Genomic DNA, 25749 nt, shown 5'->3' on the forward strand with positions numbered 1-25749 from the left:
GTGCGTTCTTGTTCTTAATGTAAGGTCGGCTTGCGAACTTCAGGCGCGGTTGGCTGCGCGCGCGTAAAGTTGTCGTGGCACAGCAGAGAGGCCACGCGAACGTACTCGATGATCTCTTCGAGCGACATCTCCAGCTCTTCCTGATCTTCGTCTTCGTCGTAGCCAAGCTGCGCGATGTTGCGCAGGTCGTCGATCGCCTCGCCCGCTTCGCCGGTTACCTTATCAAGCTTAGGCTGAGTAACGCCCAGGCCAAGCAGATAGTGGTTTACCCAGCCCGCGAGCGCATCGGCGCGATCGAAGACGCTCACGTCGTCTCCATCAGGCAGATAAAGCTGAAAAAGGAAGCCATCGTCTTCCAGTGAATCGCTGATTGCCGCGTGCATTTTTCTCAGCGCTTCCGCCAGCTCGTGACCAAACGTCAGCCCCTCGTTGGTGAGGTCGTGGATCAGCGGCTGCCAGGAGCTATCGCCGTTTCCACCGCACAGCATGCCACTGATCAGACCGTGCATTTCAGCGGGGGTTAAACCGACTCCCTGCTGGTTCAGTAACTGGTTTAAATCCTTGTAACCAGGCATTTCGTTCTGTATAGACATGAGCATTCGTCATCAAAGGGGGAAGATTCATGATATGCTACCACTTTGGACCCTGGTGATACCAGAAAAGGGCTTGTATCTTCACATCAGGGTAGCTATAGTGTCGCCCCTTCGCAGCCCCCGGGGCAGTAAGCGAAGGCCGCGCAGTCAATCAGCAGGAAGGTGGCATGTCTGCACAACCCGTCGATCTCCAGATTTTTGGCCGTTCACTGCGAGTGAATTGTCCGCCTGAACAAAGGGATGCCCTGAATCAGGCTGCGGACGATTTGAATCAGCGGTTGCAAGATCTAAAAGAACGCACTAGAGTCACAAATACTGAGCAGCTGGTTTTCATCGCCGCGTTGAACATCAGCTATGAACTGACTCAGGAAAAAACGAAGACCCGCGACTACGCGGCAAGCATGGAGCAGCGCATTAAAATGCTCCAGCAGACCATTGAACAGGCGTTGCTTGATCAAGGTCGCAATCCCGAAAGACCGGGACCAAAGTTTGAATAACACTTCGCAGTTGTCTATGGTAGAGTAACTGTGAAGACAAAATTTCTCTGAGATGTTTGCAAGCGGGCCAGTCCCCTGAGCCGATATTTCATACCACAAGAATGTGGCGCTCCATGGTTGGTGAGCATGCTCGGTTCGTCCGAGAAGCCTTAAAACTATGACGACACATTCACCTTGAACCAAGGGTTCAAGGGTTACAGCCTGCGGCGGCATCTCGGAGATTCCCCTTTTCTTCTCTACCAACGATCATGACTCAACTCCCGGAAGTTTCTACCTCACGCCAGGAAATTCGCCAGCTTATTCGTCAGCGCCGTCGCGCGTTAACCGCGGAACAGCAAACCCAATTTGCCCCACAGGCCGCCGCCCGCATGATGGCGTATCCGCCCGTTGTGATGGCCCATACGGTTGCCCTCTTTCTCTCCTTTGACGGCGAGCTGGACACCCAGCCGCTTATCGAGCAGCTGTGGCGGGCGGGGAAAAAAGTCTATCTTCCCGTATTGCATCCGTTTAGCGCGGGGAATTTACTGTTTCTGCACTACCACCCGCACAGCGAGCTGGTGGTGAATCGTCTTAAAATCACCGAGCCGAAACTCGACGTGCGCGACGTACTGCCGCTTTGCGAACTGGACGTGCTGATTACGCCGCTGGTGGCGTTTGACGAGCAGGGCCAGCGCCTGGGAATGGGCGGGGGTTTCTATGACAGAACGCTGCAAAACTGGCAGCAGTATGGGTTACATCCGGTAGGTTACGCGCACGATTGTCAGGGCGTGGAGGCATTACCGGTTGAGAAGTGGGATGTGCCGCTGCCTGCGGTAGTGACGCCATCGACGTTGTGGGAGTGGTGAAACAGGCGTGCAGCCTGATGCCCTCACCCTGCCCTCTCGCATAGGGAAAGGGAGAAACATACAAAACGGTAACTATTGTTACCGTTTTGCATTTACCTCGCACTATCAGTAAAGCAGACGCGCGCGGATCGTTCCCGGAATCGCCTTCATGCTCTGCAGCGCCTTCTCGGCGACATCCTCATCCGCTTCGATATCGATCACCACGTAGCCCATCTGCGCGTTGGTTTGCAGATACTGCGCGGCAATGTTCACGCTCTGCTCGGCAAAGATTTGGTTGATGGCGGTCAGCACGCCCGGGCGGTTTTCGTGGATGTGCAGCAGACGACGCCCGCCGTGCAGCGGCAGCGAAACCTCCGGGAAGTTCACCGCGGAGAGCGTAGACCCGTTATCCGAGTATTTGCTCAACTTGCCCGCCACTTCCAGCCCGATGTTCTCCTGCGCTTCCTGCGTCGAGCCGCCGATGTGCGGCGTCAGGATCACGTTATCAAACTCGCACAGCGGAGAGGTAAACGGATCGCTGTTGGTTGCGGGCTCCGTCGGGAAGACGTCGATAGCCGCGCCGGCCAGATGCTTGCGCTTCAGCGCGTCGCACAGGGCAGGAATGTCGACAACCGTCCCGCGCGCGGCGTTGATTAGCAGCGATCCCGGCTTCATGAGGGCAAGCTCTTCGGCCCCCATCATGTTTTTGGTGGACGCGTTCTCCGGCACGTGCAGGCTCACCACGTCGCTCATGTTCAGGAGATCGGAAAGATGCTGAACCTGCGTGGCGTTCCCCAGCGGCAGCTTGCTTTCAATATCGTAGAAGAAGACGTGCATTCCCAGCGATTCAGCCAGAATGCCCAGCTGCGTGCCGATATGGCCGTAGCCGATGATCCCGAGCTTCTTGCCGCGCGCTTCGAATGAACCGGACGCCAGCTTGTTCCACACGCCGCGGTGCGCTTTGGCGTTGGCTTCAGGAATGCCGCGCAGCAGCAGCAGCAGTTCACCAATCACCAATTCCGCCACGGAACGGGTGTTTGAGAACGGGGCGTTGAAGACGGGAATACCGCGTTTGGCGGCAGCATTCAGGTCAACCTGGTTGGTGCCGATGCAGAAACAGCCGATAGCCACCAGCTTTTCCGCCGCGGCAATGACCTCTTCAGTCAGATGAGTACGGGATCGCAGTCCGATAAAATGGGCATCACGGATGGACGCTTTCAGCTCTTCGGTATCCAGCGCCCCTTTGTGAAATTCGATGTTGGTGTAACCTGCCGCACGAAGGCTATCAATCGCTTTCTGATGCACGCCTTCTACTAGCAGGAATTTAATCTTGTCTTTCTCCAGTGATACCTTTGCCATTTACCCGACCCTGTTTTTTTATCTGAACTGATGTTGTGCTGGATTGAAATCCGCTCTAGCCAACATATCAAAAAAAACTATTGCAGCAATATGAACGTTTGCGTCGGCACTCTGAAGAAAAGTCATACAGGGCAAAATGACAGAGGAAAATGCTGTGGAAATTTACGAAAGCGGCAGGATCGGCAAAGCAGGCGTAAAAACGTGACACAAGTCACCGAATTTGGCGGTTCAAAATTTTTTTAGCGGGAGGAGGGCTCCCCCCGTCAGATCATTTTACGATGGTTTTAACGCCGTCGGCCGTGCCGATCAGCGCCACGTCCGCGCCGCGGTTGGCGAATAACCCCACGGTCACGACGCCGGGAATGCCGTTGATCGCATTTTCCAGCGCGACCGCGTCCAGAATCTCAAGGCCGTGAACGTCGAGGATCACGTTACCGTTGTCCGTCACTACGCCCTGGCGGTATTCCGGACGTCCGCCCAGCTTCACCAGCTGGCGGGCAACCGCGCTGCGCGCCATGGGGATCACTTCGACCGGCAGCGGGAAGTTCCCCAGAATGTCGACCTGCTTGGAGGCGTCAGCGATGCAGATAAATTTGTCTGCAACGGAAGCGATGATCTTTTCACGCGTCAGCGCCGCGCCGCCGCCCTTGATCATCTGCATGTGGCCGTTGATCTCGTCCGCGCCATCAACGTAAATGCCAAGACGGTCAACTTCGTTCAGATCGAAAACGGTAATACCAAGGCTTTTCAGCTTTTCCGTGGAAGCATCAGAGCTGGAAACCGCACCCTCAATTTGCCCCTTCATCGTGCCCAGGGCATCGATAAAGTGCGCCGCCGTCGACCCGGTGCCAACACCGACAATCGTTCCCGGCTGCACGTACTGGAGAGCGGCCCATCCTACTGCTTTTTTCAGTTCATCCTGCGTCATGATCGTTCTGCCTGTGGTGTGAAAACTCAGGGCGCATTATAGAACACCGGGGGTGGATTTCGTCTGTCACGAAGGGAAAATTGTGTCATAGTGCAGAATAAGTAAAATTCAGGAGTATTGACCCGCAATGAAACGTCCGGATTACAGAACATTACAGGCCCTTGATGCCGTTATTCGCGAACGCGGTTTTGAACGCGCGGCGCAGAAGCTGTGCATCACCCAATCCGCCGTATCACAGCGTATTAAGCAACTGGAAAACATGTTTGGGCAGCCGCTTCTGGTTCGCACCGTTCCGCCTCGCCCAACGGAGCAGGGCCAAAAGCTTCTCGCCCTGCTGCGCCAGGTTGAACTGCTTGAAGATGAATGGCTCGGCGATGAGCAAACCGGCTCCACGCCGCTGCTGCTGTCGCTGGCGGTAAACGCCGACAGCCTGGCAACCTGGCTGCTGCCCGCGCTTGCGCCGGTGCTGGTCGACTCCCCTATTCGCCTGAACCTGCAGGTTGAAGACGAAACCCGTACCCAGGAGCGTCTGCGTCGTGGGGAAGTGGTTGGAGCGGTGAGTATTCAGCCGCAGGCGCTGCCAAGCTGCCTGGTGGATCAGCTGGGCGCGCTGGACTATCTCTTCGTCGGCTCAAAGGCCTTTGCCGAACGCTACTTCCCGAACGGCGTAACCCGCGCCGCGCTGCTGAAAGCCCCTGCCGTGGCGTTTGACCATCTTGACGATATGCATCAGGCTTTTCTGCAGCAAAACTTCGACCTGCCGCCGGGCAGCGTGCCGTGCCACATCGTTAACTCCTCAGAAGCATTCGTGCAGCTTGCGCGCCAGGGCACCACCTGCTGCATGATCCCGCATCTGCAGATTGAGAAAGAGCTGAAAAGCGGCGAGCTGATTGACTTAACGCCTGGGCTGTACCAGCGCCGGATGCTGTACTGGCACCGCTTTGCGCCGGAAAGCCGCATGATGCGCAACGTTACCGATGCGCTGCTGGCATTTGGTCACAAGGTGTTGAGACAGGATTAATCGCTTGAATACCCTCTCCCTGTGGGAGAGGGTTAGTGTGAGGGCAAATTACTGCGCCTTAGCTGCCTCAGTTTGCTGAGTTTGAGTTGGCTCCAGCTGGAACACCACGTCAACCTGGTCGTCGAACTGAATGGTTGGCTGCTCGTAAGTTTCCTGAGCGGATACCGGCGCCGCGTCGGCCTTCATCATGCGAACCATCGGGCTTGGCTGGTAGTTAGAGACGTGGTAACGCACGCTGTAAACCGGGCCGAGCTTGCTCTTAAAGCCGGATGCCAGCTGTTCTGCCTGGTGAATAGCGTCGTTAATCGCCGCTTTACGCGCTTCGTCTTTGTATTTCTCCGGTTGCGCAACGCCCAGCGAGACGGAACGAATTTCGTTCAGCCCTGCCTTCAGCGCCGCGTCCAGCAGCGAGTTCAGCTTATCGAGCTGGCGCAAGGTCACTTCAACGGTACGCACCGCGCGATAGCCTTTCAGAATGCTTTTACCGTTCTGGTAATCGTAATCCGGCTGGGTGCGCAGGTTCGCAGAGTTAATGTCTTTTTTCGCTACGCCGTTCTGCTCCAGGAAAGAGAGATATTGCGCAACGCGATCGTCAGCCTGCTTCTTCGCTGAGGCAGCATCTTTCGCGGCAACGTTAACTTCAATTGCCAGGGTTGCCACGTCCGGAACCGCATCCACGCTCGCCGTGCCTGAAGTGACAATGTGCGGGCCGTCAGGCAGTTCGCTCGCCTGAACCGACATTGCACCAAAACCGACTAATGCCGCCAGGGCCATCACTTTAAACTTCACTGTCATTCCTCCATGTTGCGAAGAGTGCCCACAAACAGGGCGCATGCCAGCAAGCTTAGCGCGTCCTGCGCGGTTGTCCATCGGATAACGCTTAGTTGAACAATCCCTGAACATGCTGGACCCCGTCTTTGGCCAGCTGAAAAGCAATGAACCACATCACCAGCCCCACCAGCGTATTGATGATCCGCTGCGCTTTCGCGGTGCGCAGCCGCGGGGCCAGCCAGGCCGCCAGAATCGCCAGACCGAAAAACCACAGGAACGACGCGCTGACGGTGCCTAACGCAAACCAGCGTTTCGGCTCAACGTCCAGCTGCCCGCCCAGGCTCCCCAGCACGACAAACGTATCAAGATAAACGTGCGGATTGAGCCACGTGACCGCGAGCATAGTGACGATGATTTTCCAGCGCCCCTGCTTCATCACCTCGGCGTTTGCCAGCTCGAGGTTATTGCTCATCGCCGTTTTCAGCGCGCCGAAGCCGTACCAAAGCAGAAACGCGACGCCGCCCCAGGTGACGATCGCCAGCAGCCACGGAGACTGCATCAGCAGCGCGCTGCCGCCGAAAATGCCGGCGCAAATCAGCAGCAGATCGCTTACCGCGCACAGCAGCGCAATCATCAGGTGATACTGGCGGCGAATGCCCTGGTTCATCACGAACGCATTTTGCGGGCCAAGGGGAAGGATCATGGCTGCCCCTAAGGCAAGCCCTTGAAAGTAATAAGAGAACATGACGTAAGTCTCGCAGAATTGTCTTTGGAGCAGACTATACGTGGAGAATTACATTAGAGGAAATGGATAATATTAATCGGGGATTAGCAGGGCTTATGAAGAAAAAGCCCGGCGGCGCTGAGGCTTACCGGGCCTGTGCGAAAGCGAATTATTCGGCTGCTTTCTCGCGCTTGAGATTTACGTCCATCTGCGGGTACGGGAAGCTGATGCCGTTGGCGTCAAAATCACGCTTAATGCGTTCCAGCACGTCCCAGTAAACGTTTTGCAAATCACTGCTTTTGCTCCAGATACGCACCACAAAGTTAATGGACGACGCGCCCAGTTCGTTAAGACGCACGGTCTGCTCGCGATCTTTCAGAATACGATCGTCAGAGGCAATGATATTGGCAATCAGGGATTTCACCTGATCGATGTCCGAATCATACGCCACGCTAATAATCAGCTCGTTACGACGCACCGGCTCGCGGGAGAAGTTAATGATGTTTCCGGCGATAATTTTGCCGTTAGGGATCACAACGATACGGCCGTCGACGGTGCGCATGGTGGTGGAGAAAATCTGCACCTGAAGCACGGTCCCGGCGATGCCGCCGAGGTCAACGTATTCACCGGAGCGGAACGGACGGAAGGTCACCAGCAGTACGCCAGCGGCGAGGTTCGAAAGTGAGCCCTGCAGCGCCAGGCCAATAGCCAGACCTGCCGCACCGAGTACCGCAATGACGGATGCCGTTTGCACGCCGACGCGACCAAGCGCCGCAATCAGGGTAAAGGCGATGATACCGTAGCGCACCAGCGCGGAGAGGAAGTCCGCGACCGTCGCGTCGATGTGTCGCGCGACCATAACCCGGTTAACGGTATTCGAGACGATGCGCGCCACGATCATACCGACGATGATAATCGCGATTGCCGCGACGATATTTACCGCATAACTCAGCAGCAGCGCCTGGTTGCGCACCAGCCAGGTCCCCGCATTGTTGATGCCATCTACTACACCGAGATCGTCCATTCATTTATCCTTATGCTAAATCAAACCACAAAAATCTATCCCTCATGGAGACGGGCAGGTTAGTAAAGGGTAAACAAAAAGAGCAAGTATTGCCAAACAGATCACAAAATCAGATGTTGCAGCATGTTGAAAAACCATAAAAAAAGGCCCGCATATGCGGGCCTTCTGATGCTGTCAGCAGCGCAAATTACAGAACGTCAACCGCGTTCAGCTCTTTGAATGCCTGCTCCAAACGAGTAATCATGGAAGACTGGGCAGCACGCAGCCATACGCGTGGATCGTAGTATTTCTTGTTCGGCTGGTCTTCGCCTTTCGGGTTGCCCAGCTGGCCCTGCAGGTAAGCTTCGTTGGTTTTGTAGTATTGCAGGATACCGTCCCAGGTTGCCCACTGGGTGTCAGTATCGATGTTCATTTTCACTACGCCGTAGCTTACGGAATCTTTGATTTCCTGAGCAGAAGAACCGGAACCGCCGTGGAAGACGAAGTTCAGGCTGTTGTGCGGCAGGTTGTGTTTCTTAGAAACGTATTCCTGAGAATCACGCAGGATGGTTGGGGTCAGAACCACGTTACCTGGCTTGTACACGCCGTGCACGTTACCGAAGGACGCCGCGATGGTGAAGCGTGGGCTGATTTTGCTCAGCTCGGTGTACGCGTAATCAACGTCTTCTGGCTGGGTGTACAGGGCAGAAGCGTCCATGTGGCTGTTGTCCACGCCGTCTTCTTCACCGCCGGTGCAGCCCAGTTCGATTTCCAGGGTCATGCCGATTTTGGCCATGCGCGCCAGGTACTTAGAGCAGATTTCGATGTTTTCGTGCAGTGACTCTTCAGACAGGTCGATCATGTGAGAAGAGAACAGTGGCTTACCGGTTGCCGCGAAGTGTTTTTCACCCGCGTCCAGCAGACCGTCGATCCACGGCAGCAGTTTCTTCGCGCAGTGGTCAGTGTGCAGGATAACTGGAACACCGTAGTGCTCTGCCATCTGGTGTACGTGGTGCGCACCAGAGATCGCGCCCAGGATTGCCGCGCCCTGTGGAACGTCAGTTTTCACGCCTTTACCTGCGATGAACGCAGCACCACCGTTAGAGAACTGAACGATAACTGGTGCTTTTACTTTTGCAGCGGTTTCCAGTACGGCGTTGATGGAGTCGGTACCCACGCAGTTAACTGCTGGCAGAGCGAAGTTGTTTTCTTTAGCTACCTGGAACACTTTCTGTACGTCATCACCAGTGATCACGCCAGGTTTTACGAAATCAAAAATTTTAGACATGTTGCTTAGTCCTGTATCTTCGGCCGTTAGAAAAGGTGCGAGCTCTTAAAAGCGCGCTGAAAATTGGGCAGGTTTCCCTGCCCTTGAATGGCTTACTTCTTAGCGCGCTCTTCGAGCATTGCTACTGCTGGCAGAACTTTGCCTTCCACGAATTCGAGGAATGCGCCGCCACCAGTGGAGATGTAGGAGATCTTGTCAGCAATACCGAACAGGTCGATAGCTGCCAGGGTGTCACCACCGCCTGCGATAGAGAACGCTTCGCTGTCTGCGATTGCGTTAGCAACGATTTCGGTGCCTTTACGGAAGTTAGGGAATTCAAACACGCCAACCGGGCCGTTCCACAGAATCGTTTTCGCGTTTTTCAGGATTTCAGCCAGTTTCTCTGCAGAAACGTCGCCCAGGTCCAGAATCTGCTCTTCATCTTTAATGTCGTTAACAGATTTCAGGGTCGCGGTTGCGGTTTCGGAGAACTCGGTCGCTACGCGAACGTCAGTCGGAACAGGAATATCGCAGGTGCTCAGCAGGCGTTTCGCTTCGTCAACCAGGTCTGCTTCGTACAGGGATTTACCCACGTTGTGGCCTTGAGCAGCAACGAAGGTGTTCGCGATACCACCGCCAACGATCAGCTGGTCAGCGATTTTAGACAGGGAATCCAGAACGGTCAGTTTGGTAGACACTTTAGAACCACCAACGATAGCGACCATTGGACGAGCAGGTTCTTTCAGGGCTTTGCCCAGCGCTTCCAGTTCGTCAGCCAGCAGTGGACCTGCACAGGCTACGTCGGCAAATTTACCGATACCGTGGGTGGAAGCCTGCGCGCGGTGTGCAGTACCGAAGGCATCCATGACGAATACGTCGCACAGGGCAGCGTATTTTTTGGACAGCGCTTCGTCGTCTTTCTTCTCGCCTTTGTTGAAGCGAACGTTTTCCAGAACAACCAGCTCACCGGCAGCTACTTCAACGCCGTCCAGGTAATCTTTAACCAGACGAACCGGGTTAGACAGTTTGTCTTTCAGGTAATTAACAACCGGCAGCAGGGAGAACTCTTCGTTGTACTCACCTTCGGTTGGACGGCCCAGGTGGGAGGTTACCATCACTTTAGCACCCTGCTTCAGCGCCAGTTCAATGGTTGGCAGAGAAGCACGAATACGCGCGTCGCTGGTCACTTTGCCATCTTTAACCGGTACGTTCAGATCGGCACGGATGAAAACGCGTTTACCTGCCAGATCCAGATCGGTCATCTTAATTACAGACATGGTGAATCCTCTCGTTGATTCTTGATAAAGTCTTGAAGACGCACGCTGCGTCTTACCTGAAACCTTTCGCGGCCATTGCTAACGTAGTGTCGAGCATTCGGTTAGCAAAGCCCCATTCGTTATCACACCAGACCAGCGTCTTGATAAGGTGTGCACCACTCACGCGCGTTTGCGTGCCATCAACAATGGCGCTGTGCGGGTCGTGGTTAAAATCCACTGAGACCAACGGTAATTCCGTATAGTCAACTATACCATGAAATGCTCCCTGTGCCGCTTTTTGCAGCAACAGGTTGACTTCACAGGCTTTTACCGGTTTTTTCACGGTCACGCTCAGGTCGATTGCGGTGACGTTAATCGTGGGAACGCGCACGGCAATTGCTTCAAAGCGGTCGTTAAACTGCGGGAAAATACGGGTGATCCCCGCAGCGAGTTTAGTATCCACCGGAATGATTGACTGGCTCGCCGCGCGAGTGCGTCGCAGATCCGGGTGATAGGCGTCGATCACCTGCTGATCGTGCATGGCGGAGTGGATCGTCGTTACGGTGCCGGACTCTATGCCATACGCATCGTCTAACAGTTTAATGACCGGAATAATGCAGTTGGTGGTGCAGGAAGCGTTGGAGACGATGCGCTGTTCGGCCTGGAGCTCAAGGTGGTTTACGCCGTAAACGACGGTGGCGTCGAGGTCGTTACTGCCGGGATGGGAGAACAGCACTTTTTTCGCCCCCGCGGTCAGATGCGCTTCACCGTGTTCGCGGGTGCCGTACACGCCGGTACAGTCAAGCACTACGTCCACGCCCAGCTCTCGCCACGGCAGCCCTTCTATGCTGGGCTCATGCAGCACGCGAATGACATCATCACCGACGAAAAGCTGGTCTCTTTCCTGGCGAACGTCCCAGGCAAAGCGCCCATGGCTGGTGTCATATTTCAACAAATGCGCCATGCCCGTAGCATCCGCCAGTTCATTGATTGCCACCACGGTGATTTCCGCACGACGCCCGGATTCATACAAAGCACGAACCACGTTGCGCCCGATGCGGCCGAAGCCATTAATCGCTACGCGTACGGTCATAGATCTCCTGCAACGCTTTCCCTGAGTGTGAGGTGGCTGAAAGAGTAATCCAGCGACGCCCGAAGGGGAATGCTGCCTGTCACAAACTGCGATTGATTGGTCATTTGTCGAACACATCATCGACTGAAACGCTTCAGCAAGAATAAGCGAATCGGGGAATAAAAGGAATGTCTGTCCAGACCAATAAGCCAGCTATATGACTTGAGTCACATTTTTGGTGGAATAATTTACAGAGCAGTTACATGTCTGAGGAATCGTGCATACAAAAAAGCCGGGTGGCGCTTGCGCTTACCCGGCCTACATTTTAGCGCTATTTATAAGCCCGGTAAGCGCAAGCGCCACCGGGGCAAAACGGCGATTACAGCAGTTCTTTCGCTTTCGCGACAACGTTCTCAACGGTGAAGCCAAACTCTTCGAACAGCAGCTCTGCCGGAGCCGATTCACCGAAGGTGGTCATACCGACGATAGCGCCGTTCAGGCCCACGTATTTGAACCAGTAGTCAGCGATACCCGCTTCAACCGCCACGCGAGCGGAAACCGCTTTAGGCAGAACGGATTCACGGTAGGCTGCATCCTGCTTGTCGAACGCATCGGTAGACGGCATGGAGACCACGCGCGCCTTCACGCCTTCGGCAGTCAGTTTTTCCCATGCAGCCACGGCCAGCTCAACTTCAGAACCGGTAGCGATGAAGATCAGCTCTGGCTGACCTGCGCAGTCTTTCAGCACGTAGCCGCCGCGAGCGATGTTCGCCAGCTGCTCTGGAGTACGCTCCTGCTGCGCCAGGTTCTGACGGGAGAGGATCAGCGCGGTTGGACCGTCGTGACGCTCAACGCCGTATTTCCACGCCACCGCGGATTCCACCTGGTCACATGGACGCCAGGTAGACATGTTCGGGGTCACGCGCAGAGAAGCCACCTGCTCTACCGGCTGGTGGGTTGGACCATCTTCGCCCAGACCAATGGAGTCGTGGGTGTAGACCATCACCTGACGCTGCTTCATCAGCGCAGCCATACGCACGGCGTTACGCGCGTATTCAACGAACATCAGGAAGGTAGAGGTGTACGGCAGGAAACCGCCGTGCAGGGAGATACCGTTGGCAATCGCGGTCATACCAAACTCACGCACGCCGTAATGGATATAGTTACCCGCGGTGTCTTCGTTGATTGGCTTAGAACCGGACCACAGGGTCAGGTTAGACGGCGCCAGGTCAGCTGAGCCGCCGAGGAATTCAGGCAGCAGAGGACCGAACGCTTCAATCGCATTCTGCGACGCTTTACGGCTGGCGATCTTAGACGGGTTCGCCTGCAGTTTAGCGATGAACTCGTTCGCTTTCGCGTCGAAATCAGACGGCATTTCGCCCTTCATACGACGAGTAAATTCTGCCGCTTCCTGAGGGAACGCCTTCGCGTAGGCAGCGAACTTCTCGTTCCACGCAGACTCTTTCGCCTGGCCCACTTCTTTCGCATCCCACTGGGCGTAGATTTCAGAAGGGATTTCGAAAGCAGGATATTTCCAGCCCAGCGCTTCACGGGTCAGCGCAATTTCAGCGTCGCCCAGCGGCGCGCCGTGGGAGTCGTGCGTACCCGCTTTGTTCGGGGAACCGAAGCCAATGATGGTTTTGCACATCAGCAGGGACGGTTTGTCAGTGACTGCACGTGCTTCTTCTACCGCACGTTTAATCGAGTCAGCATCGTGGCCGTCAACGCCGCGCACAACGTGCCAGCCGTAGGCTTCAAAGCGAGCCGCGGTGTCGTCCGTAAACCAGCCTTCAACGTGGCCGTCGATGGAGATACCGTTGTCGTCGTAGAACGCGACCAGCTTGCCGAGCTTCAGGGTACCGGCCAGGGAGCACACTTCGTGAGAAATGCCTTCCATCATGCAGCCGTCGCCCATGAACGCGTAGGTGAAGTGGTCAACGATGTCGTGACCAGGACGGTTGAACTGTGCCGCAAGGGTCTTCTCGGCAATCGCCATACCGACTGCGTTAGCAATACCCTGACCCAGCGGGCCGGTGGTGGTTTCAACGCCCGCGGTGTAACCCACTTCCGGGTGACCTGGAGTTTTGGAGTGCAGCTGACGGAAGTTTTTCAGCTCGTCGATAGGCAGATCGTAGCCGGTGAGGTGCAGCAGGCTATAGATGAGCATAGAGCCGTGGCCGTTGGACAGCACGAAGCGGTCGCGGTCAGCCCATGCCGGGTTCTGCGGGTTGTGGTTCATGAAATCACGCCACAGGACTTCGGCGATATCAGCCATGCCCATAGGGGCGCCCGGGTGACCGGATTTGGCTTTTTGTACTGCGTCCATGCTCAGCGCACGAATAGCATTTGCAAGCTCTTTACGTGAGGACATTTTAACTCCAGATCGGACTGTTAAAGGCCATGCCCTTGACGACAGCGCGTTTTGGGCTACGCCGGAAAAAAGTGCCAACAATGTAACCCAAGCCGCAGGGCATGTACATGGACCATTCTTTTGCCGCTTAAGAAATCTCTGGATCATGCTCGCATGTTGCGCAATCTGCTCGCCCGCCCGTGTCGATATTCTTTATACTTAGCGCAGCACCGGCTTCGCTTACGGTGATTTTCGGATTTTTTTTAGTTTAACGGGTACGGAAACAACGACATGAAAATGCGTGCAATTGTGCTGGCTCTGGGAACGACGCTCCTGCTGAGCGGCTGCCAGAATATGGATTCTAACGGCCTGATGTCCTCAGGCGCGGAAGCTTTTCAGGCCTACTCCCTGAGCGACGCGCAGGTCATCGCGCTGAGCGATCAGGCCTGTAAAGATATGGACGCGAAAGCCACACTCGCGCCGGCTAACAGTACCTACACGCAGCGTCTGAATAAGATTGCTTCCGCACTCGGGGACAACATCAACGGCCAGCCGGTGAACTACAAGGTTTACGTCGCCAAAGACGTGAACGCCTTTGCGATGGCGAACGGCTGCATCCGCGTTTACAGCGGGCTCATGGACATGATGACCGACAACGAAGTCGAAGCGGTGATCGGCCATGAGATGGGCCACGTCGCCCTGGGCCACGTGAAGAAAGGCATGCAGGTTGCGCTGGGCACCAACGCCGTTCGCGCGGCGGCGGCCTCTGCGGGCGGCATCGTCGGAAGCCTGTCTCAATCACAGATTGGCGACATGGGCGAGAAGCTGGTCAATTCCCAGTTCTCTCAGCGCCAGGAATCCGAGGCCGATGACTACTCCTACGATCTGTTGCGCAAACGCGGCATTAATCCATCCGGTTTAGCCACCAGCTTTGAAAAGCTGGCGAAGCTGGAAGAAGGCCGCCAAAGCTCCATGTTTGACGATCACCCGGCCTCCGTTGAGCGCGCGCAGCATATTCGCGACCGCATGGCCGCAGACGGAATTAAATAATGTTGGAAGGAGGCATATTTGCCTCCTTTTTATTTCGCATGATTTGTTAATTAAACCGCACGTATCGGTAATTATCACCGAGATATTAATTCGTCCGCTTGAGAGCGCGTGCAGCAAGGGTTCGCGCACAGAAACGTCTGATTACATAATTATTGCATTCATTACCCTTTCAGGTAATTATCGCGATGCAGCAACCCACTTTAATATAATCCAGACAGAGACGTTCCCTCCGTGAAAAAAGAATTATCGTTAATTGCATTAGGCTTATTTTCCGCATTACCCGCCGTTGCCAGCCAGCAGTCAGACAGCCAGGGTTTTATTGGCGACAGCCATTTAGATCTGTTTTTACGCAATGCGTATATCAGCCGTGATTACCATCAGGGCCAGCAGGATAAAGCCGAATGGGGCCAGGGTATCGTCGCGACCTTTGAATCCGGCTATACCGAAGGGCTAATCGGTTTTGGCGTGGACGGCATTGCCCAGTACGGCGTGCGCCTTGACGGGGGCCGCGGCAAAAGCGGCGCGGGCGGCATCGACTTCTTTAAGCAGGAAGACGACGGACGCGCAAAATCGGACCTCGCAAAGTTAGGCGCAACGGCCAAAATGCGTATCTCCAACACCGTGCTGAGCTACGGCAACCAGCGCCCCGCGCTGCCGATTGTGACGGCCGACAGCTCGCGCCTGCTGTATGAAAGCTACACCGGCACGCTGCTGACGTCGAAAGAGATCGACGGCCTGGAGGTTAACGCCGGCTACTTTACGGACGAGCAGCGAAAAAGCGACGACCGCCACGACAGCGGGCTAAAAAGCCTGACCTTCGGCGGGGCGAGCTACCAGTTCAACGACCAGTTCAGCGGCGCGCTGTATGCCTCTCACAACGAAGAGGTCATGAACAAGCAGTACCTGGGCCTGAACTTCAAACAGCCGTTTAGCACCGGTCAGCAGCTGATCCTTGACTTCAACGGCTATAACTCCCGCCTGGATCAGGGCTACGCAGACAGCCTCGATACCGGGCGCAGCAACACTATCTGGAGCCTGGCCGCCAGCTACATCTGGGACATTCACACCTTTAAGGTGGCGTATCAGCAGAGCAGCGGCAGCACCGGCTACAGCTACGGCGGCTATCGCGATCGCGGCGGCGTCGGTGACGGCGGCAACACCATCTGGCTGGCGAACTCCTACTGGTCAGATTTTAACGCGGAAGACGAACGCTCATGGCAGGCGTCCTACGGCCTCGACTTCGGCGGCCTCGGCCTGCCGGGCCTGAGCTGGACCACCGCCTACGTGCGCGGCGACAACATCAAGACCGCTGAAACCAGCAACGGCAAAGAGCACGAGTGGTTTAACCAGATCCAGTACAAGGTGCAGAACGGCCCGGCGAAAGACCTGACGCTGCGCCTGCGCTACTCGGTGCTGCGCGTCTCCAGCAACGCCAGCGATTACAACGTGGGTGGGGATGAGATCCGCGCCTACGTGGAATACCCGTTTAACGTGTTCTGATTTTGCCCGCTCACCCTAACCCTCTCCCCAAAGGGGCGAGGGGACTTAAACACCCTCTCCCCTTTGGGGAGAGGGCTGGGGTGAGGGGAACAATCCGCACCTCAGTAAAGCGATTTCTGCGGCGGCCCGGCGAACTTCAGCGCGCCAATCTGCCCCATCCGCACTTCCACCACCGACGGCCCCGGCATCGCCAGCGCTTCGGTCATCACGGCATCAAAATCCTCCGCCCGCTCAACGCTCCAGGCCTGCAGCCCAATCGCCTGCGCCAGCAGCGTAAAGTCCGGCGTGTGCAGTTCGTTGTAATACTGACGTCCGCCGAAATACTTATCCTGAATACCGCGCATCACGCCGTAGCCCCCGTCGTTCATGACCAGTAGCGTCACGTTGGCTTTCTCCTGGGCAAGCGTTGCCAGCTCGCCCAGGTTCAGGCTCAGGCCGCCGTCGCCCACCAGCCCCACCACCTTACGCTGCGGGTTGGCAATCGCGGTGCCGATGGCCATCGGCAGGCCCATGCCAATCGCTCCCGCCAGGGAATGGATGTTCATCAATGGGCCGTTGGCGCGGAACAGGCGGCTGCCCCACAGGCTGCCGGACACGGTGATATCGCGCACCAGCAGGCCATCCTTCGGCAGCGCCTTTTCAATCGCATCGTTGAGCTTCGCATACGCCCCGCACTGTTCGCGCAGCCCCTGCTCGGCTTGCTCAACCGCCTGCTGAACCTGCGCGTCCCACCGGGCGCTGCCCCACTCGCGCCCCTGCGCTTTTTCTGCCAGCGCGGTCAGCAGCGCGGAACAGTCGGCAATGAGCGTATCGTCCATCAAATAGTTACGGCTTGCCGCCGCCGGATCGATATCGATCTGCACGCGCGGGTGCGGCAGTTCGAGCGTCCAGGAGCGGGTTTCATTGCTGCGCAGGCGCGAGCCCGCGACCAGCGTGAAGTCGCATTTTGCGATAAGCGCTTCGACGGACGGCGAGTTGTGGAACGCCCGCAGGCTGGCGCGATGGGCGTCCGGCAGCACGCCGCGCGCGTGGGTGCTGGAAATCACCGTTACGCCCGCGTCCGCCAGCCGTTTCACCGCGTCAGCGCTTCCCAGCGCCCCGCCGCCGAGCCACAGCAGCGGCTGTTTCGCCTGCTTCAGCTGCGCCCACAGCGCGTCGACGGCGCCAGCATCAGCGGGTGAAGCCGCAGGCGCTTTCACCGCCGCCGTCACCAGCGATGCAGGGATTTTTGCCCCCTGAATATCAATCGGGATCTCCACCGACACCGGGCCACACGGCGGCGTCTGCGCCTCCTGTATCGCCTTGTGCAGGATCGCGATCGCCTGATTCGCGCTGCTGATGCGGTACGCCCGCTTTGAGCTGGCCTTGAGGAAGGTCAGCTGATCGCGGGTTTCGTGAATAAACCCGGTGTCGGCGTCCAGCCACGCCTTTTCAACCTGGCCGGTCAGGTGCAGCAGCGGCGTGCAGGCGTTCATTGCCTCAACCAGCGCGCCGACGGCGTTACCCGCGCCCGCGCCGGTGCTGGTCAGCGCCACGCCGAGGCCCGAAAACCGCCCGTGCGCGTCGGCCATGGTGACGGAACCCGCTTCGCCGCGCGCGGGCACAAAGCGAATGTTGCCGCGCTGCCCCACCGCATCCGCGATCGGCAAATTGTGAATGGAGATGACGCCGTAGATGGCCTCAACCTGATACTGCTCCAGCGTTCTGGCGATGGCGTCGCCGACGGTTATCATTTCGCTCATTGCTCACCCTTTCTCAGTCGCACCAGTGGTTGACGCTATTACCCGTCGCCAGATAAATGCTCTTTTGCTGCATCCAGGCTTTTAATCCCTGAATGCCCTTTTCGCGGCCCAGACCGCTCTCTTTAAAGCCCCCGAACGGGGTCGAAATCGCAAAGACTTTGTAGGTGTTGATCCACACCGTGCCCGCTTCCAGCTGCTCGCTCAGGCGCAGCGCGCGCCCGATATCGCGCGTCCAGATGCCCGCCGCCAGGCCGTATACCGAGTCGTTGGCCTCGCGGATAAGCGTGGCTTCATCGCTAAACGGCATCGCCACCAGCACCGGGCCGAAGATCTCCTCCCGGCAGGCGCGGGCGGCGTTGGTCAGCCCATCGATAATCGTCGGCTGGAAGAAGCTGCCGTTCGCCAGAGACGGGTCGGCCGGGATCTCCCCGCCGCACAGCACGCGGCCCCCTTCGCGTTTTGCCAGCGCAACGTACTCCATGACGCTCTGGCGGTGCTTCTCGTTAATCAGCGGCCCGACGTGAACGCCCTCGGTAAACGGATGCCCAACGCGCAGGCCGCGGGTGAGTTCCAGCAGGCGCGCCATCAGCGGCGCGTAAAGGCTCTGGTGGATGAACAGGCGCGATCCGGCGATGCACGCCTGCCCCGCCGAGCTGAAAATGCCGTAGCAAATGCCCCGTGCGGCCTGCTCAACGTCCGCATCCTCCAGCACGATAGTCGGGGATTTCCCGCCCAGCTCGAGCGATGCCGGGATCAGCTTTTCCGCCGCCACGTGCGCCAGATGGCGACCGGTGGTCGTGCCGCCGGTAAAGGAAATTTTCCGCACGCGAGGATGGCGCGCCAGCGCGTCGCCAATCACCGAGCCTTTGCCCGGCAGCACGCTCAGCAGCCCGGCGGGCAGGCCTGCCTGCTCAAAAATACGCGCCAGCTCCAGCGCCATCAGCGGCGTCGCTTCGGCAGGTTTGAGGATCACCGCGTTACCCGCCGCGATGGCTGGAGCAACCTTCTGCATTTCGCTGGCGATCGGCGAGTTCCACGGCGTGATGGCGGCCACCACGCCGAGCGGCTCGTAGCGGCTCAGCGTCAGCAGGTCGGGCTGGCGCGGCGTGGGCAGTTCGCCTTCCAGCAGCTCGCAGGCGGCGGCGAAGTAGCGGGCCGTGCCCGCCGCGCTCATCACCAGCCCGCGCGCTTCCGCCAGCGGCTTGCCGTTATCGCGGCTCTGCATCTGCGCCAGCGCGTCAACGCGGGATTCAATCAGATCGGCAACCTTATGCAGGATCTTCGCGCGCACGTGCGGCAGCGCGTTGCGCCAGGCCGGATCGCGCCACGCGCGCTCGCCGGCTTCAATGGCGTCTTCCAGATCGTCCAGGCCAGCCGCGTTCAGCGTCGCGTTGAGCGATCCGTCGGCGGGGAAATGGCTCTGCATCGCGCTGCCGCCGCCGCGTCGCCACTGCCCGCCGATAAAAATCTGTTGCTCGTCCATATCAGGTCCTCAGCGCAGGGCCAGCTCGCGGCAGGCGCGTACCGCGCTCAGTGCCGCAAGGGTGGAGGTTTTAGGGTTAGACGCCAGCGGCAGCCCGCTCAGCTCAAGATGAAATTCGCCAAACAGCCCCTCGACGTGCAGCGTGTGGGTATTTCGCTTTGTGGCCGGATCGACCATCAGCTGCACGCGGGTGTCGTCCATTCCGACGCCGCCGAGCGCCACGGTCGCCGCCACGTTGGCGTTGGCCGGAAAGAGTCGCGCCGCCTCGCGGGCGCTGCCCTCGAAGAAGACCTTCGCTTCCGACACCGCATTGAGGTCGATAAGCTGCTCGGCGTAGCTGCCGCGCCAGCTGGCCGGGCTTTTGCGTGACCGGTAGGTGACGCGCTCAAGGCCGCCCTCCTTTGCCGCCGCCAGCCCGTCGATGCCCGCCACCGCGCCGGAGAGCAGCGTCAGCTTTCCGCCCGCATTCAGCAGGCGAGCTTCCAGTTCGCTGTCGGCCAGCGCCCCGGTTGAGATTACCGCCAGGTGCCAGCCGCGGCGGAGAATCGCTTCGCCATACTCGACGACCGCCTGCTGGCTGGCGCATTCCAGCACCAGATCCGGCGACTCGGCGCAGTCCATCGGCGAGGCCAGGGCCGCCACCGCACCGCCGAATTGCGCGTGAATCGCCGCATGGTGAGGCTCGCGTGCCACAATCCAGCCGATAGCCACCCCCGCGGGCAGGCGCTCAATTACCGCCTGCGCCATCGCGCCAAAACCAATTAACATGACTTTTTTCATGATGCGTCCTTACAGATGGCGGCAGAAGCCGCCGGAAACGTCCAGCGCCGCGCCGGTGGTGAACGACGCCAGCGGCGAGGCGAGGAACAGCAGCGCCCGCGCGGGCTCCTGCGGCTTGCCGAGGCGCGCCATCGGGATGCCACGTTTACGCGCGATATCCGCCGTCCACTCCGGCCAGCTCTGACTTTTGTCCGTCCGGCTCTCAAAGCGGCGCTGCCACTGGCCGGACTCCACCATGCCGAGCAGGATCGAGTTCACGCGAATGCCTTTGCCCACCAGCTCTTTTGAGAGCGTCAGCGTCATGTTGAGCAGCGCCGCGCGGGCGGCGGAGGTTGCAATCATGTGTTCTTCCGGCTGGAGCGCCAGCAGGGAGTTTACGCAGGTGATCGAGGCAATATCGGACTGCTCCAGCAGCGGCTGAAACGCCTGCACCGGGTTGATGACGCCAAACAGCTTAAGCTCGGCTTCGTGCAGCCACGCCTCGCGCGGGGTGTCGTGGAAGTGGGCCACGTAGCCCTGTCCGGCGTTGTTGATCAGCATGTCCGCCGCGCCAAAGCGGGATTTCACCGCCTGCGCGAAGGCGTGCACCTCTTCGGCCTTCAGCACGTCGCAGCGGTAAGAGAAAATGTCCCCGTCGGGGTATTCGTTTTGCAGCGCCGCGTGGGCGCTGGCGAGGCGGTCCGGATCGCGGCCGCAGAAGGCGACCTTTGCCCCTTCGCCGAGCAGCAGGCGCAGCGTTTCGAAACCAATGCCCGAAGACCCGCCGGTAACGACCGCCACGCGCCCGTCAATGTGTGCATTCATCGCGCACCTCTTCTTTAATGCGTAAAAGCCGTTGGTTAAAAAACGCGTCGTTATCGAGATAGCTGGCGTGCCCGGCCTGGGGAATCGCGGTAAACGGCATGCCGTAGCGCAGCGCCAGCCCCTGCACCAGCTCCGGCTGGGTAATGGCGTCCTGCTCGCCGCACCAGACCTCAAACGCGCCGGAATAACGCTTCAGCCAGCCGTGAATATCGTCGTGCGCCAGCATCCACGCGGCGGCAAGGTAGCCCTCCGCCCGCAGGCTGCGCATACCCGCCGCGACGGTGGCAATGTCCTCCTCGCGCGCGCCGGGGCGCAGCAGCTTCGCCGCGCGGGTCTGGGCAAGAATTTCACCGCCCAGCGCCATCTGCTGCTCGCGGTTGCGCCAGACCTGCTCGCGCTGCTCCGGCGCGGCCTGGCCGTAGCCCTGCGCGGCGTCCGCCAGCACCAGGTGCAGCACGCGCGCCGGGAACTTCGCCGCAAAAGCCGAGGCCACCAGCGCCCCCAGCGAATGGCCCACCAGCACCGCCTGCCAGACGCCCGCGCGGTCGAGCATCGCCGCCAGCGCGTCGGCGTAATCGCCCGCGCTGGCGCGCTCCACCGCCAGCATCGGGCTGTCGCCGTAACCGGGCATGTCCCACGCCAGCACGCGAAAGCCGCTCAGCGCCATCTGCTTATGCCAGGAAGCCGCGCCGGAGCTGATGCCGTGAAGCAGCATCAGCGGGATGCCGCTTCCCTGTTCACGAAAGCCCGTCATCACGCCCCCTGGTTCCGCTTCACTTTTGACAGCGGATGATCGGCCGGATAGGTCGGGATTTCCGGCCTGTTGGTGCCCAGCATCACGCACATCAGCGCCTCTTCTTCGCCGTGGTTAAACAGCCCGCGATAGATGCCCGCCGGAACGGAGATCAGGTCGCGCTCGCGCAGCACGGTTTCGGTGTAGCTGTCGCCGTCCTGGATCATCAGCGTGATCTGCCCCTTCAGCATGAAGAACACCTCTTCCACGTCGTCGTGCAGGTGCAGCGGCCCTTCGCACTTCGACGGCAGCACCATGGTAGAGAAGGTAAAATGTTCCGCCTGGACGGTGTTGGTGTCGCTCGCCACGCCCGTCGCGCCGGTGCCGATGTAGCGCATCTGCGCGCGGCGGTATTTCGGGTCGAAGTCGGCCTGAAACTTCAGCGCGTTCCAGTCGTACTTGCGGCCTTCAAAGCGCGCAATCCGCGACTCGACCCACTCTTCCATGGTCAGGTTTTCAGGTTTGATGCCGGTTTTACGGGTTACGGTTGAATCACTCATGACGCTCTCCTCAGTAACGTTTCAGCAGCGGCAGTAACAGGACGCAGCCTACTGCCGCCATTACCGCCAGAAAAATCAGCCCGGAATCCATGCTGTGGGTGAAGGCGATTAGCGCGCCCATCACCGCAGGCGACAGCGCGCCCGCAAAGTTTCCCAGCCCGTTGAAAATGCCGCCCGCGGTGGCGCTCACCCGCGGGTGGGTGGCCTTCGCCAGCAGGGCGAAAATGTTCGGCGCGCCGGTGCCCCACATAAAGGTGCTGAAGCTCATCGCCGCGATGATGGCGAGCGGGGTGTCGAGGTGCATGACCGCCGCCAGCCCGACGGCCGCACCGGCCATGGAGATAAAGCAGGCCGCCGCGCGCTTATCGACGCGGTCAGAGAGCCACGCGCCAATCACTTCCCCCGCCAGCATTGCGATGAAGGGCATCGACGACAGCCAGCCCGCGTGCTCCAGATGAATGCCCTTGCCTTTGATCAGGTAGCCCGGCAGCCAGCCGTTGATGCCCCACAGGTAGGTGAGAAAGGCGATGTTGAAAACGCAGATGATCCAGAAGTGCGGGCTGACAAACAGTTCACGGCGGGCGGCGCGCCGCTCTTCCTGCGACGTTTGCGTGCTGGTCGGTTTCGCCTCCAGGCGAATACCGCGCAGGCCAATGCGCACGAAGATCAGCACCGGAACGGTCAGCATCGCCATCACAAAGAAGGTGCTCTGCCAGCCGAAGGTGTTCAGCAGCCAGAGGGAGAGCGGGAAGCCAATCGCCGCGCCCACCGGCGTGCCGAGCAGCCAGAGCATGGTGGCGCGCGCCTGCAGGTGCTGCGGGAAGTTGTGCCGCACGATGGCGAAGGCCAGCGGGAACAGCGGCCCTTCCGCCACGCCGAGCAGGATGCGCAGAACGATCATTAGCGTGTAGTTATGGGTAAAGCCCATCGCCACCATCAGCACGCACCACACCGCCATCATGCCGGTGAGCAGGCGCAGCGGGGGGATTTTGTCTCCCAGGCCGCTTAAAAAGACCGACGAAAAGCCGTAGCTCAGCAGGAACGCGCTCATCAGAATGCCGAGGCGCGTGGTGTCAAAATCGATGCCCATAGCCTGCTGGAAATGGCCGTCGGAAAACAGCGCCGCAATGCTGATTTTGTCGAAAAACGCCAGCAGCACGCAGGCCAGCAGCGACAGCGGGATCGCCCAGCGAACCGCCTTTTCGGGCGTACGGATGCCCTCGCCGCTCGCCTGTTCCGGCGCGGCGTTGGTGTCTAATGTGGTCATCTCTCCCCCTACGGGTGCGCGTTTGCTATCGCAGTGACATCAGTGAAAAGGCCGGGTCGGCGAGCGGCACGTCGGACAGATCTCGTCCAGCCGCCATCCACCGCTTTGCCAGCTTGACGGTGCGCGGGTCGTTAAACGCCACCAGCTGCGTCAGGCGTCCGTTCTCGTCCAGCGAGAAAAAGAGCGCGCCGTCGCGAACGAGGGTTTTGCTTCCCGCCTGCGGAATGCCGAGGATCTGAATATTGTGCTGGTATTGATCCGACCACAGCCACGGCGCCTCGTCGTAGCCGGGCGCGTCCGCGCTGAGCATCGCTTTCGCCGTCGCCACCGCCTGGTTCTGGGCAAAGGCCCAGGACTGAATGCACAGGCCGTAGCGGTGGTGCTGCGCCACGTCGCCCGCGGCGAAGATCGCCGGATCGGACGTGCGGCCCTGCGCGTCCACCACGATCCCGCGGTCGGTTTTCAGCCCGGCGTCGCGCGCCAGCTCCAGGTTGAGATCGACGCCGATCCCGACGACAACCGCATCGAACGTTTCCCGCCTGCCGTCGCAGTGAATGACCGGCAGACCGTCACTATCCTCCAGCTCCAGCGCGCCGCAGCCGGTGCGGATATCGACGCCCTGCTCGCGGTGGATCGCCGCCAGCCGCTGCGATACGTCGGCGCTCACCGAGCGCATGCACAGCGCGGGCTGCTGTTCGAACAGGGTGACCGCCACGCCGCTTTTGCGCGCGGAGGCGGCAATCTCCAGCCCGATCCAGCCGCCGCCGACAATTGCCAGAGTTTTACTTTCCGCCAGACGCCCCTTCAGGCGCTGCGCGTCCTGCCAGTGGCGCAGGGTGTACACCTGCGGATGATTCATCCACGCCTCGCTCGGCAGGCGCGCCCGCCCACCGGTCGCGATTAAAAGTATGTTGTAACTAAGGCGTTCGCCGCTGCTTAAAAGCACCGTTTTGGCGACGCGGTCGATCTGCTCCGCGCGCAGCGGGCGATACCACGTCAGGTTCAGCGCCTGCTGTGCCTCTTCCGAAAACAGGCGCGGCAGGGCGGCATTGGCGTCCAGCAGAGAGGCTTTCGACAGCGGCGGACGTTCGTAGAAATCCCACTCCTCTTCCGCTACCACGCAAATCTCGCCGTCAAAGCCCTCGTCGCGCAGGGTTTTCGCCGCCCAGCCGCCCGCCTGGCCGCCGCCGATAATGACAATGCGCGACGTCATACCGCCTCCGGCTTTTTCTGCTGGCGGCGGGTGTCGTGATCAATCCCGCCTTCCACCGCCCATTCGGTAAAGGAGACCAGGGAGTGCTCCAGCTCGCGCGGCTGCCAGTTTTCGGTCAGGTAGTCGTCGTTGGTGTAATACTCAAACGCGCCGCCGGTCGGGCTGTTGACGTACCAGAAGTACGCCGACGACACCGGATGGCGGCCCGGCCCGATAAAGGTGCTCCAGTCGTTTTTGTTCATCGCGATCCCGCCGCCGATCACCTCGTGGATGTCGCGCACGGTAAAGGCGACGTGGTTCAGGCCGCGCTTGCGGTTCGGCAGCTGTAACAGGAACAGGTTGTGGTGGCCGCCGCGCGGGCCGCAGCGCAGGAATACGGCGCGGTTGATGTAGCGGTCAGAAACCTGGAAGCCGAGCACCTCGCGGTAGAATGTCTCCACCGCGGCCAGCTCCTCAACGAAAAACACCACGTGGCCGACGTTGATCGGCTGGGCGCGGTCGTACACCGGGCTTGGCGTGTCGATGCGGCGCATGTCGCCCCACTGGTTAATTGGCTCGACGTTCAGCTCGACGTCGGTCTGCTGGCTGACCTGTACCCGCAGGGTCATGCCGTTCGGATCGCGGCATTCCAGCGCGTCGCCCACTTCGCGAAAGCCCGGCTGCTGCGCGAGCCTCGGGCGCAGCGCGTCCAGCTCCTGCGCTGTGCCTACGCCCCAGGTCATGCGGCGCAGGGTGTTGCCTGCTTCAAACGCGGGCGGCAGGTTCGGGCTATCAATAGGATTCAGCTCGACGCGCGCGCCGCTCAGGGTGGTAAAACGCTGCCCGCTGGCATCGCCCGTCAGGCCAAAGTCCTGCATAAATTTGGCGCAGTGCGTCAGGTCATCGACGCCAAATTCCAGCTTTTCAATTCCGATTACGCTCATCGTTGTTGCCTCATGTTGCCCGAACTGGG

The 25749-nt window shown here is 59.2% G+C and carries 24 protein-coding genes and 1 other RNA gene; 6 read left to right on the forward strand and 19 right to left on the reverse strand.

Features of this window, described 5'->3' with window-relative positions; translation table 11 throughout:
- Positions 1-14: 14 nt before the first annotated feature.
- Positions 15-593: a YecA family protein gene (locus V1599_RS20390; protein ID WP_395300751.1), complete on the reverse strand. Its 579-nt coding sequence runs from the start codon at positions 591-593 to the stop codon at positions 15-17.
- 167 nt (positions 594-760) lie between these two features.
- On the opposite strand from V1599_RS20390, the gene zapA reads away from it, so the two are divergent.
- The 3 genes from zapA (at position 761) to V1599_RS20405 (ending at position 1935) form a co-directional block, all read left to right on the forward strand.
- Entirely contained in the window at positions 761-1090 is a 330-nt protein-coding gene (gene zapA, locus V1599_RS20395) for a cell division protein ZapA (protein ID WP_006178390.1), read from the forward strand.
- A 41-nt stretch (positions 1091-1131) separates the two neighbouring features.
- Positions 1132-1315: non-coding RNA, 6S RNA (gene ssrS, locus V1599_RS20400), on the forward strand.
- Between the two features lie 23 nt (positions 1316-1338).
- On the forward strand, positions 1339-1935 hold the full coding sequence (locus V1599_RS20405) for a 5-formyltetrahydrofolate cyclo-ligase (RefSeq protein WP_395300752.1): 597 nt from the start codon (positions 1339-1341) through the stop codon (positions 1933-1935).
- A 105-nt stretch (positions 1936-2040) separates the two neighbouring features.
- Here the strand turns inward: V1599_RS20405 and serA are convergent, their stop codons facing one another.
- Together serA and rpiA are read right to left on the reverse strand one after the other, a co-directional pair.
- Complete coding sequence (gene serA, locus V1599_RS20410) at positions 2041-3273, reverse strand: phosphoglycerate dehydrogenase (protein ID WP_297115866.1); 1233 nt, start codon at positions 3271-3273, stop codon at positions 2041-2043.
- A gap of 268 nt (positions 3274-3541) precedes the next feature.
- Positions 3542-4201, reverse strand: a complete 660-nt coding sequence (gene rpiA / locus V1599_RS20415; protein ID WP_047355196.1) for a ribose-5-phosphate isomerase RpiA — start codon at positions 4199-4201, stop codon at positions 3542-3544.
- Positions 4202-4328: 127 nt separating this feature from the next.
- Between rpiA and argP the strand changes: the two genes are divergently transcribed.
- Complete coding sequence (argP, locus tag V1599_RS20420) at positions 4329-5222, forward strand: DNA-binding transcriptional regulator ArgP (RefSeq protein ID WP_112009805.1); 894 nt, start codon at positions 4329-4331, stop codon at positions 5220-5222.
- Positions 5223-5270: 48 nt separating this feature from the next.
- Here argP and V1599_RS20425 read toward each other — a convergent pair whose 3' ends face one another.
- From V1599_RS20425 to tkt, 7 genes are all read right to left on the reverse strand, one after another.
- Complete coding sequence (locus V1599_RS20425) at positions 5271-6011, reverse strand: oxidative stress defense protein (RefSeq protein WP_112009806.1); 741 nt, start codon at positions 6009-6011, stop codon at positions 5271-5273.
- 91 nt (positions 6012-6102) lie between these two features.
- Positions 6103-6738, reverse strand: coding sequence for an arginine exporter ArgO (gene argO / locus V1599_RS20430; RefSeq protein ID WP_112009807.1), 636 nt, complete (start codon positions 6736-6738; stop codon positions 6103-6105).
- Between the two features lie 148 nt (positions 6739-6886).
- Positions 6887-7741, reverse strand: coding sequence for a small-conductance mechanosensitive channel MscS (gene mscS, locus V1599_RS20435; RefSeq protein ID WP_297115872.1), 855 nt, complete (start codon positions 7739-7741; stop codon positions 6887-6889).
- Positions 7742-7928: 187 nt separating this feature from the next.
- Positions 7929-9008: a class II fructose-bisphosphate aldolase gene (fbaA, locus tag V1599_RS20440; protein ID WP_112009809.1), complete on the reverse strand. Its 1080-nt coding sequence runs from the start codon at positions 9006-9008 to the stop codon at positions 7929-7931.
- Positions 9009-9100: 92 nt separating this feature from the next.
- Positions 9101-10264, reverse strand: coding sequence for a phosphoglycerate kinase (gene pgk / locus V1599_RS20445; protein ID WP_368542977.1), 1164 nt, complete (start codon positions 10262-10264; stop codon positions 9101-9103).
- 52 nt (positions 10265-10316) lie between these two features.
- The gene (epd, locus tag V1599_RS20450) at positions 10317-11336 is read right to left on the reverse strand and encodes an erythrose-4-phosphate dehydrogenase (protein ID WP_395300753.1); all 1020 of its coding nucleotides are present in this window, start codon (positions 11334-11336) and stop codon (positions 10317-10319) included.
- Positions 11337-11694: 358 nt separating this feature from the next.
- Positions 11695-13686 carry a transketolase gene (gene tkt / locus V1599_RS20455; protein WP_395300754.1) on the reverse strand — a complete coding sequence of 664 codons (1992 nt, stop codon included), beginning with the start codon at positions 13684-13686 and terminating at the stop codon, positions 11695-11697.
- A gap of 270 nt (positions 13687-13956) precedes the next feature.
- On the opposite strand from tkt, the gene V1599_RS20460 reads away from it, so the two are divergent.
- Positions 13957-14715 carry a M48 family metallopeptidase gene (locus V1599_RS20460; protein WP_112009813.1) on the forward strand — a complete coding sequence of 253 codons (759 nt, stop codon included), beginning with the start codon at positions 13957-13959 and terminating at the stop codon, positions 14713-14715.
- 231 nt (positions 14716-14946) lie between these two features.
- The gene (locus V1599_RS20465) at positions 14947-16215 is read left to right on the forward strand and encodes an OprD family outer membrane porin (protein ID WP_112009814.1); all 1269 of its coding nucleotides are present in this window, start codon (positions 14947-14949) and stop codon (positions 16213-16215) included.
- A gap of 101 nt (positions 16216-16316) precedes the next feature.
- On the opposite strand, the gene V1599_RS20470 is transcribed toward V1599_RS20465, so the two are convergent.
- From V1599_RS20470 to V1599_RS20510, 9 genes are read right to left on the reverse strand one after another with little or no spacing between them, the layout of a single operon-like run.
- Entirely contained in the window at positions 16317-17957 is a 1641-nt protein-coding gene (locus tag V1599_RS20470) for a thiamine pyrophosphate-binding protein (RefSeq protein WP_395300755.1), read from the reverse strand.
- 13 nt (positions 17958-17970) lie between these two features.
- Entirely contained in the window at positions 17971-19440 is a 1470-nt protein-coding gene (locus V1599_RS20475; RefSeq protein WP_395300756.1) for an aldehyde dehydrogenase, read from the reverse strand.
- A 9-nt stretch (positions 19441-19449) separates the two neighbouring features.
- Complete coding sequence (locus tag V1599_RS20480) at positions 19450-20220, reverse strand: aspartate dehydrogenase (RefSeq protein WP_395300757.1); 771 nt, start codon at positions 20218-20220, stop codon at positions 19450-19452.
- A gap of 9 nt (positions 20221-20229) precedes the next feature.
- Positions 20230-21024 carry an SDR family oxidoreductase gene (locus tag V1599_RS20485; protein ID WP_395300758.1) on the reverse strand — a complete coding sequence of 265 codons (795 nt, stop codon included), beginning with the start codon at positions 21022-21024 and terminating at the stop codon, positions 20230-20232.
- Positions 21008-21778: an alpha/beta fold hydrolase gene (locus V1599_RS20490; protein ID WP_395300759.1), complete on the reverse strand. Its 771-nt coding sequence runs from the start codon at positions 21776-21778 to the stop codon at positions 21008-21010. The genes V1599_RS20485 and V1599_RS20490 overlap by 17 nt, the downstream gene beginning before the upstream one ends.
- On the reverse strand, positions 21778-22317 hold the full coding sequence (locus V1599_RS20495) for a cupin domain-containing protein (protein ID WP_112009820.1): 540 nt from the start codon (positions 22315-22317) through the stop codon (positions 21778-21780). Before V1599_RS20495 ends, V1599_RS20490 begins: the two co-directional genes overlap by 1 nt.
- Positions 22318-22327: 10 nt before the next feature.
- A complete protein-coding gene (locus V1599_RS20500; protein WP_112009821.1) occupies positions 22328-23584 on the reverse strand; it encodes an MFS transporter in 1257 nt (418 codons plus the stop codon).
- A gap of 25 nt (positions 23585-23609) precedes the next feature.
- Positions 23610-24797 carry an NAD(P)/FAD-dependent oxidoreductase gene (locus V1599_RS20505; RefSeq protein WP_395300760.1) on the reverse strand — a complete coding sequence of 396 codons (1188 nt, stop codon included), beginning with the start codon at positions 24795-24797 and terminating at the stop codon, positions 23610-23612.
- Positions 24794-25720 carry a VOC family protein gene (locus V1599_RS20510; RefSeq protein WP_112009823.1) on the reverse strand — a complete coding sequence of 309 codons (927 nt, stop codon included), beginning with the start codon at positions 25718-25720 and terminating at the stop codon, positions 24794-24796. The genes V1599_RS20505 and V1599_RS20510 overlap by 4 nt, the downstream gene beginning before the upstream one ends.
- Positions 25721-25749: the final 29 nt, after the last annotated feature.

It is taken from the genome of Enterobacter sp. ECC-175, from assembly GCF_043968675.1.
Classification (GTDB): domain Bacteria; phylum Pseudomonadota; class Gammaproteobacteria; order Enterobacterales; family Enterobacteriaceae; genus Enterobacter.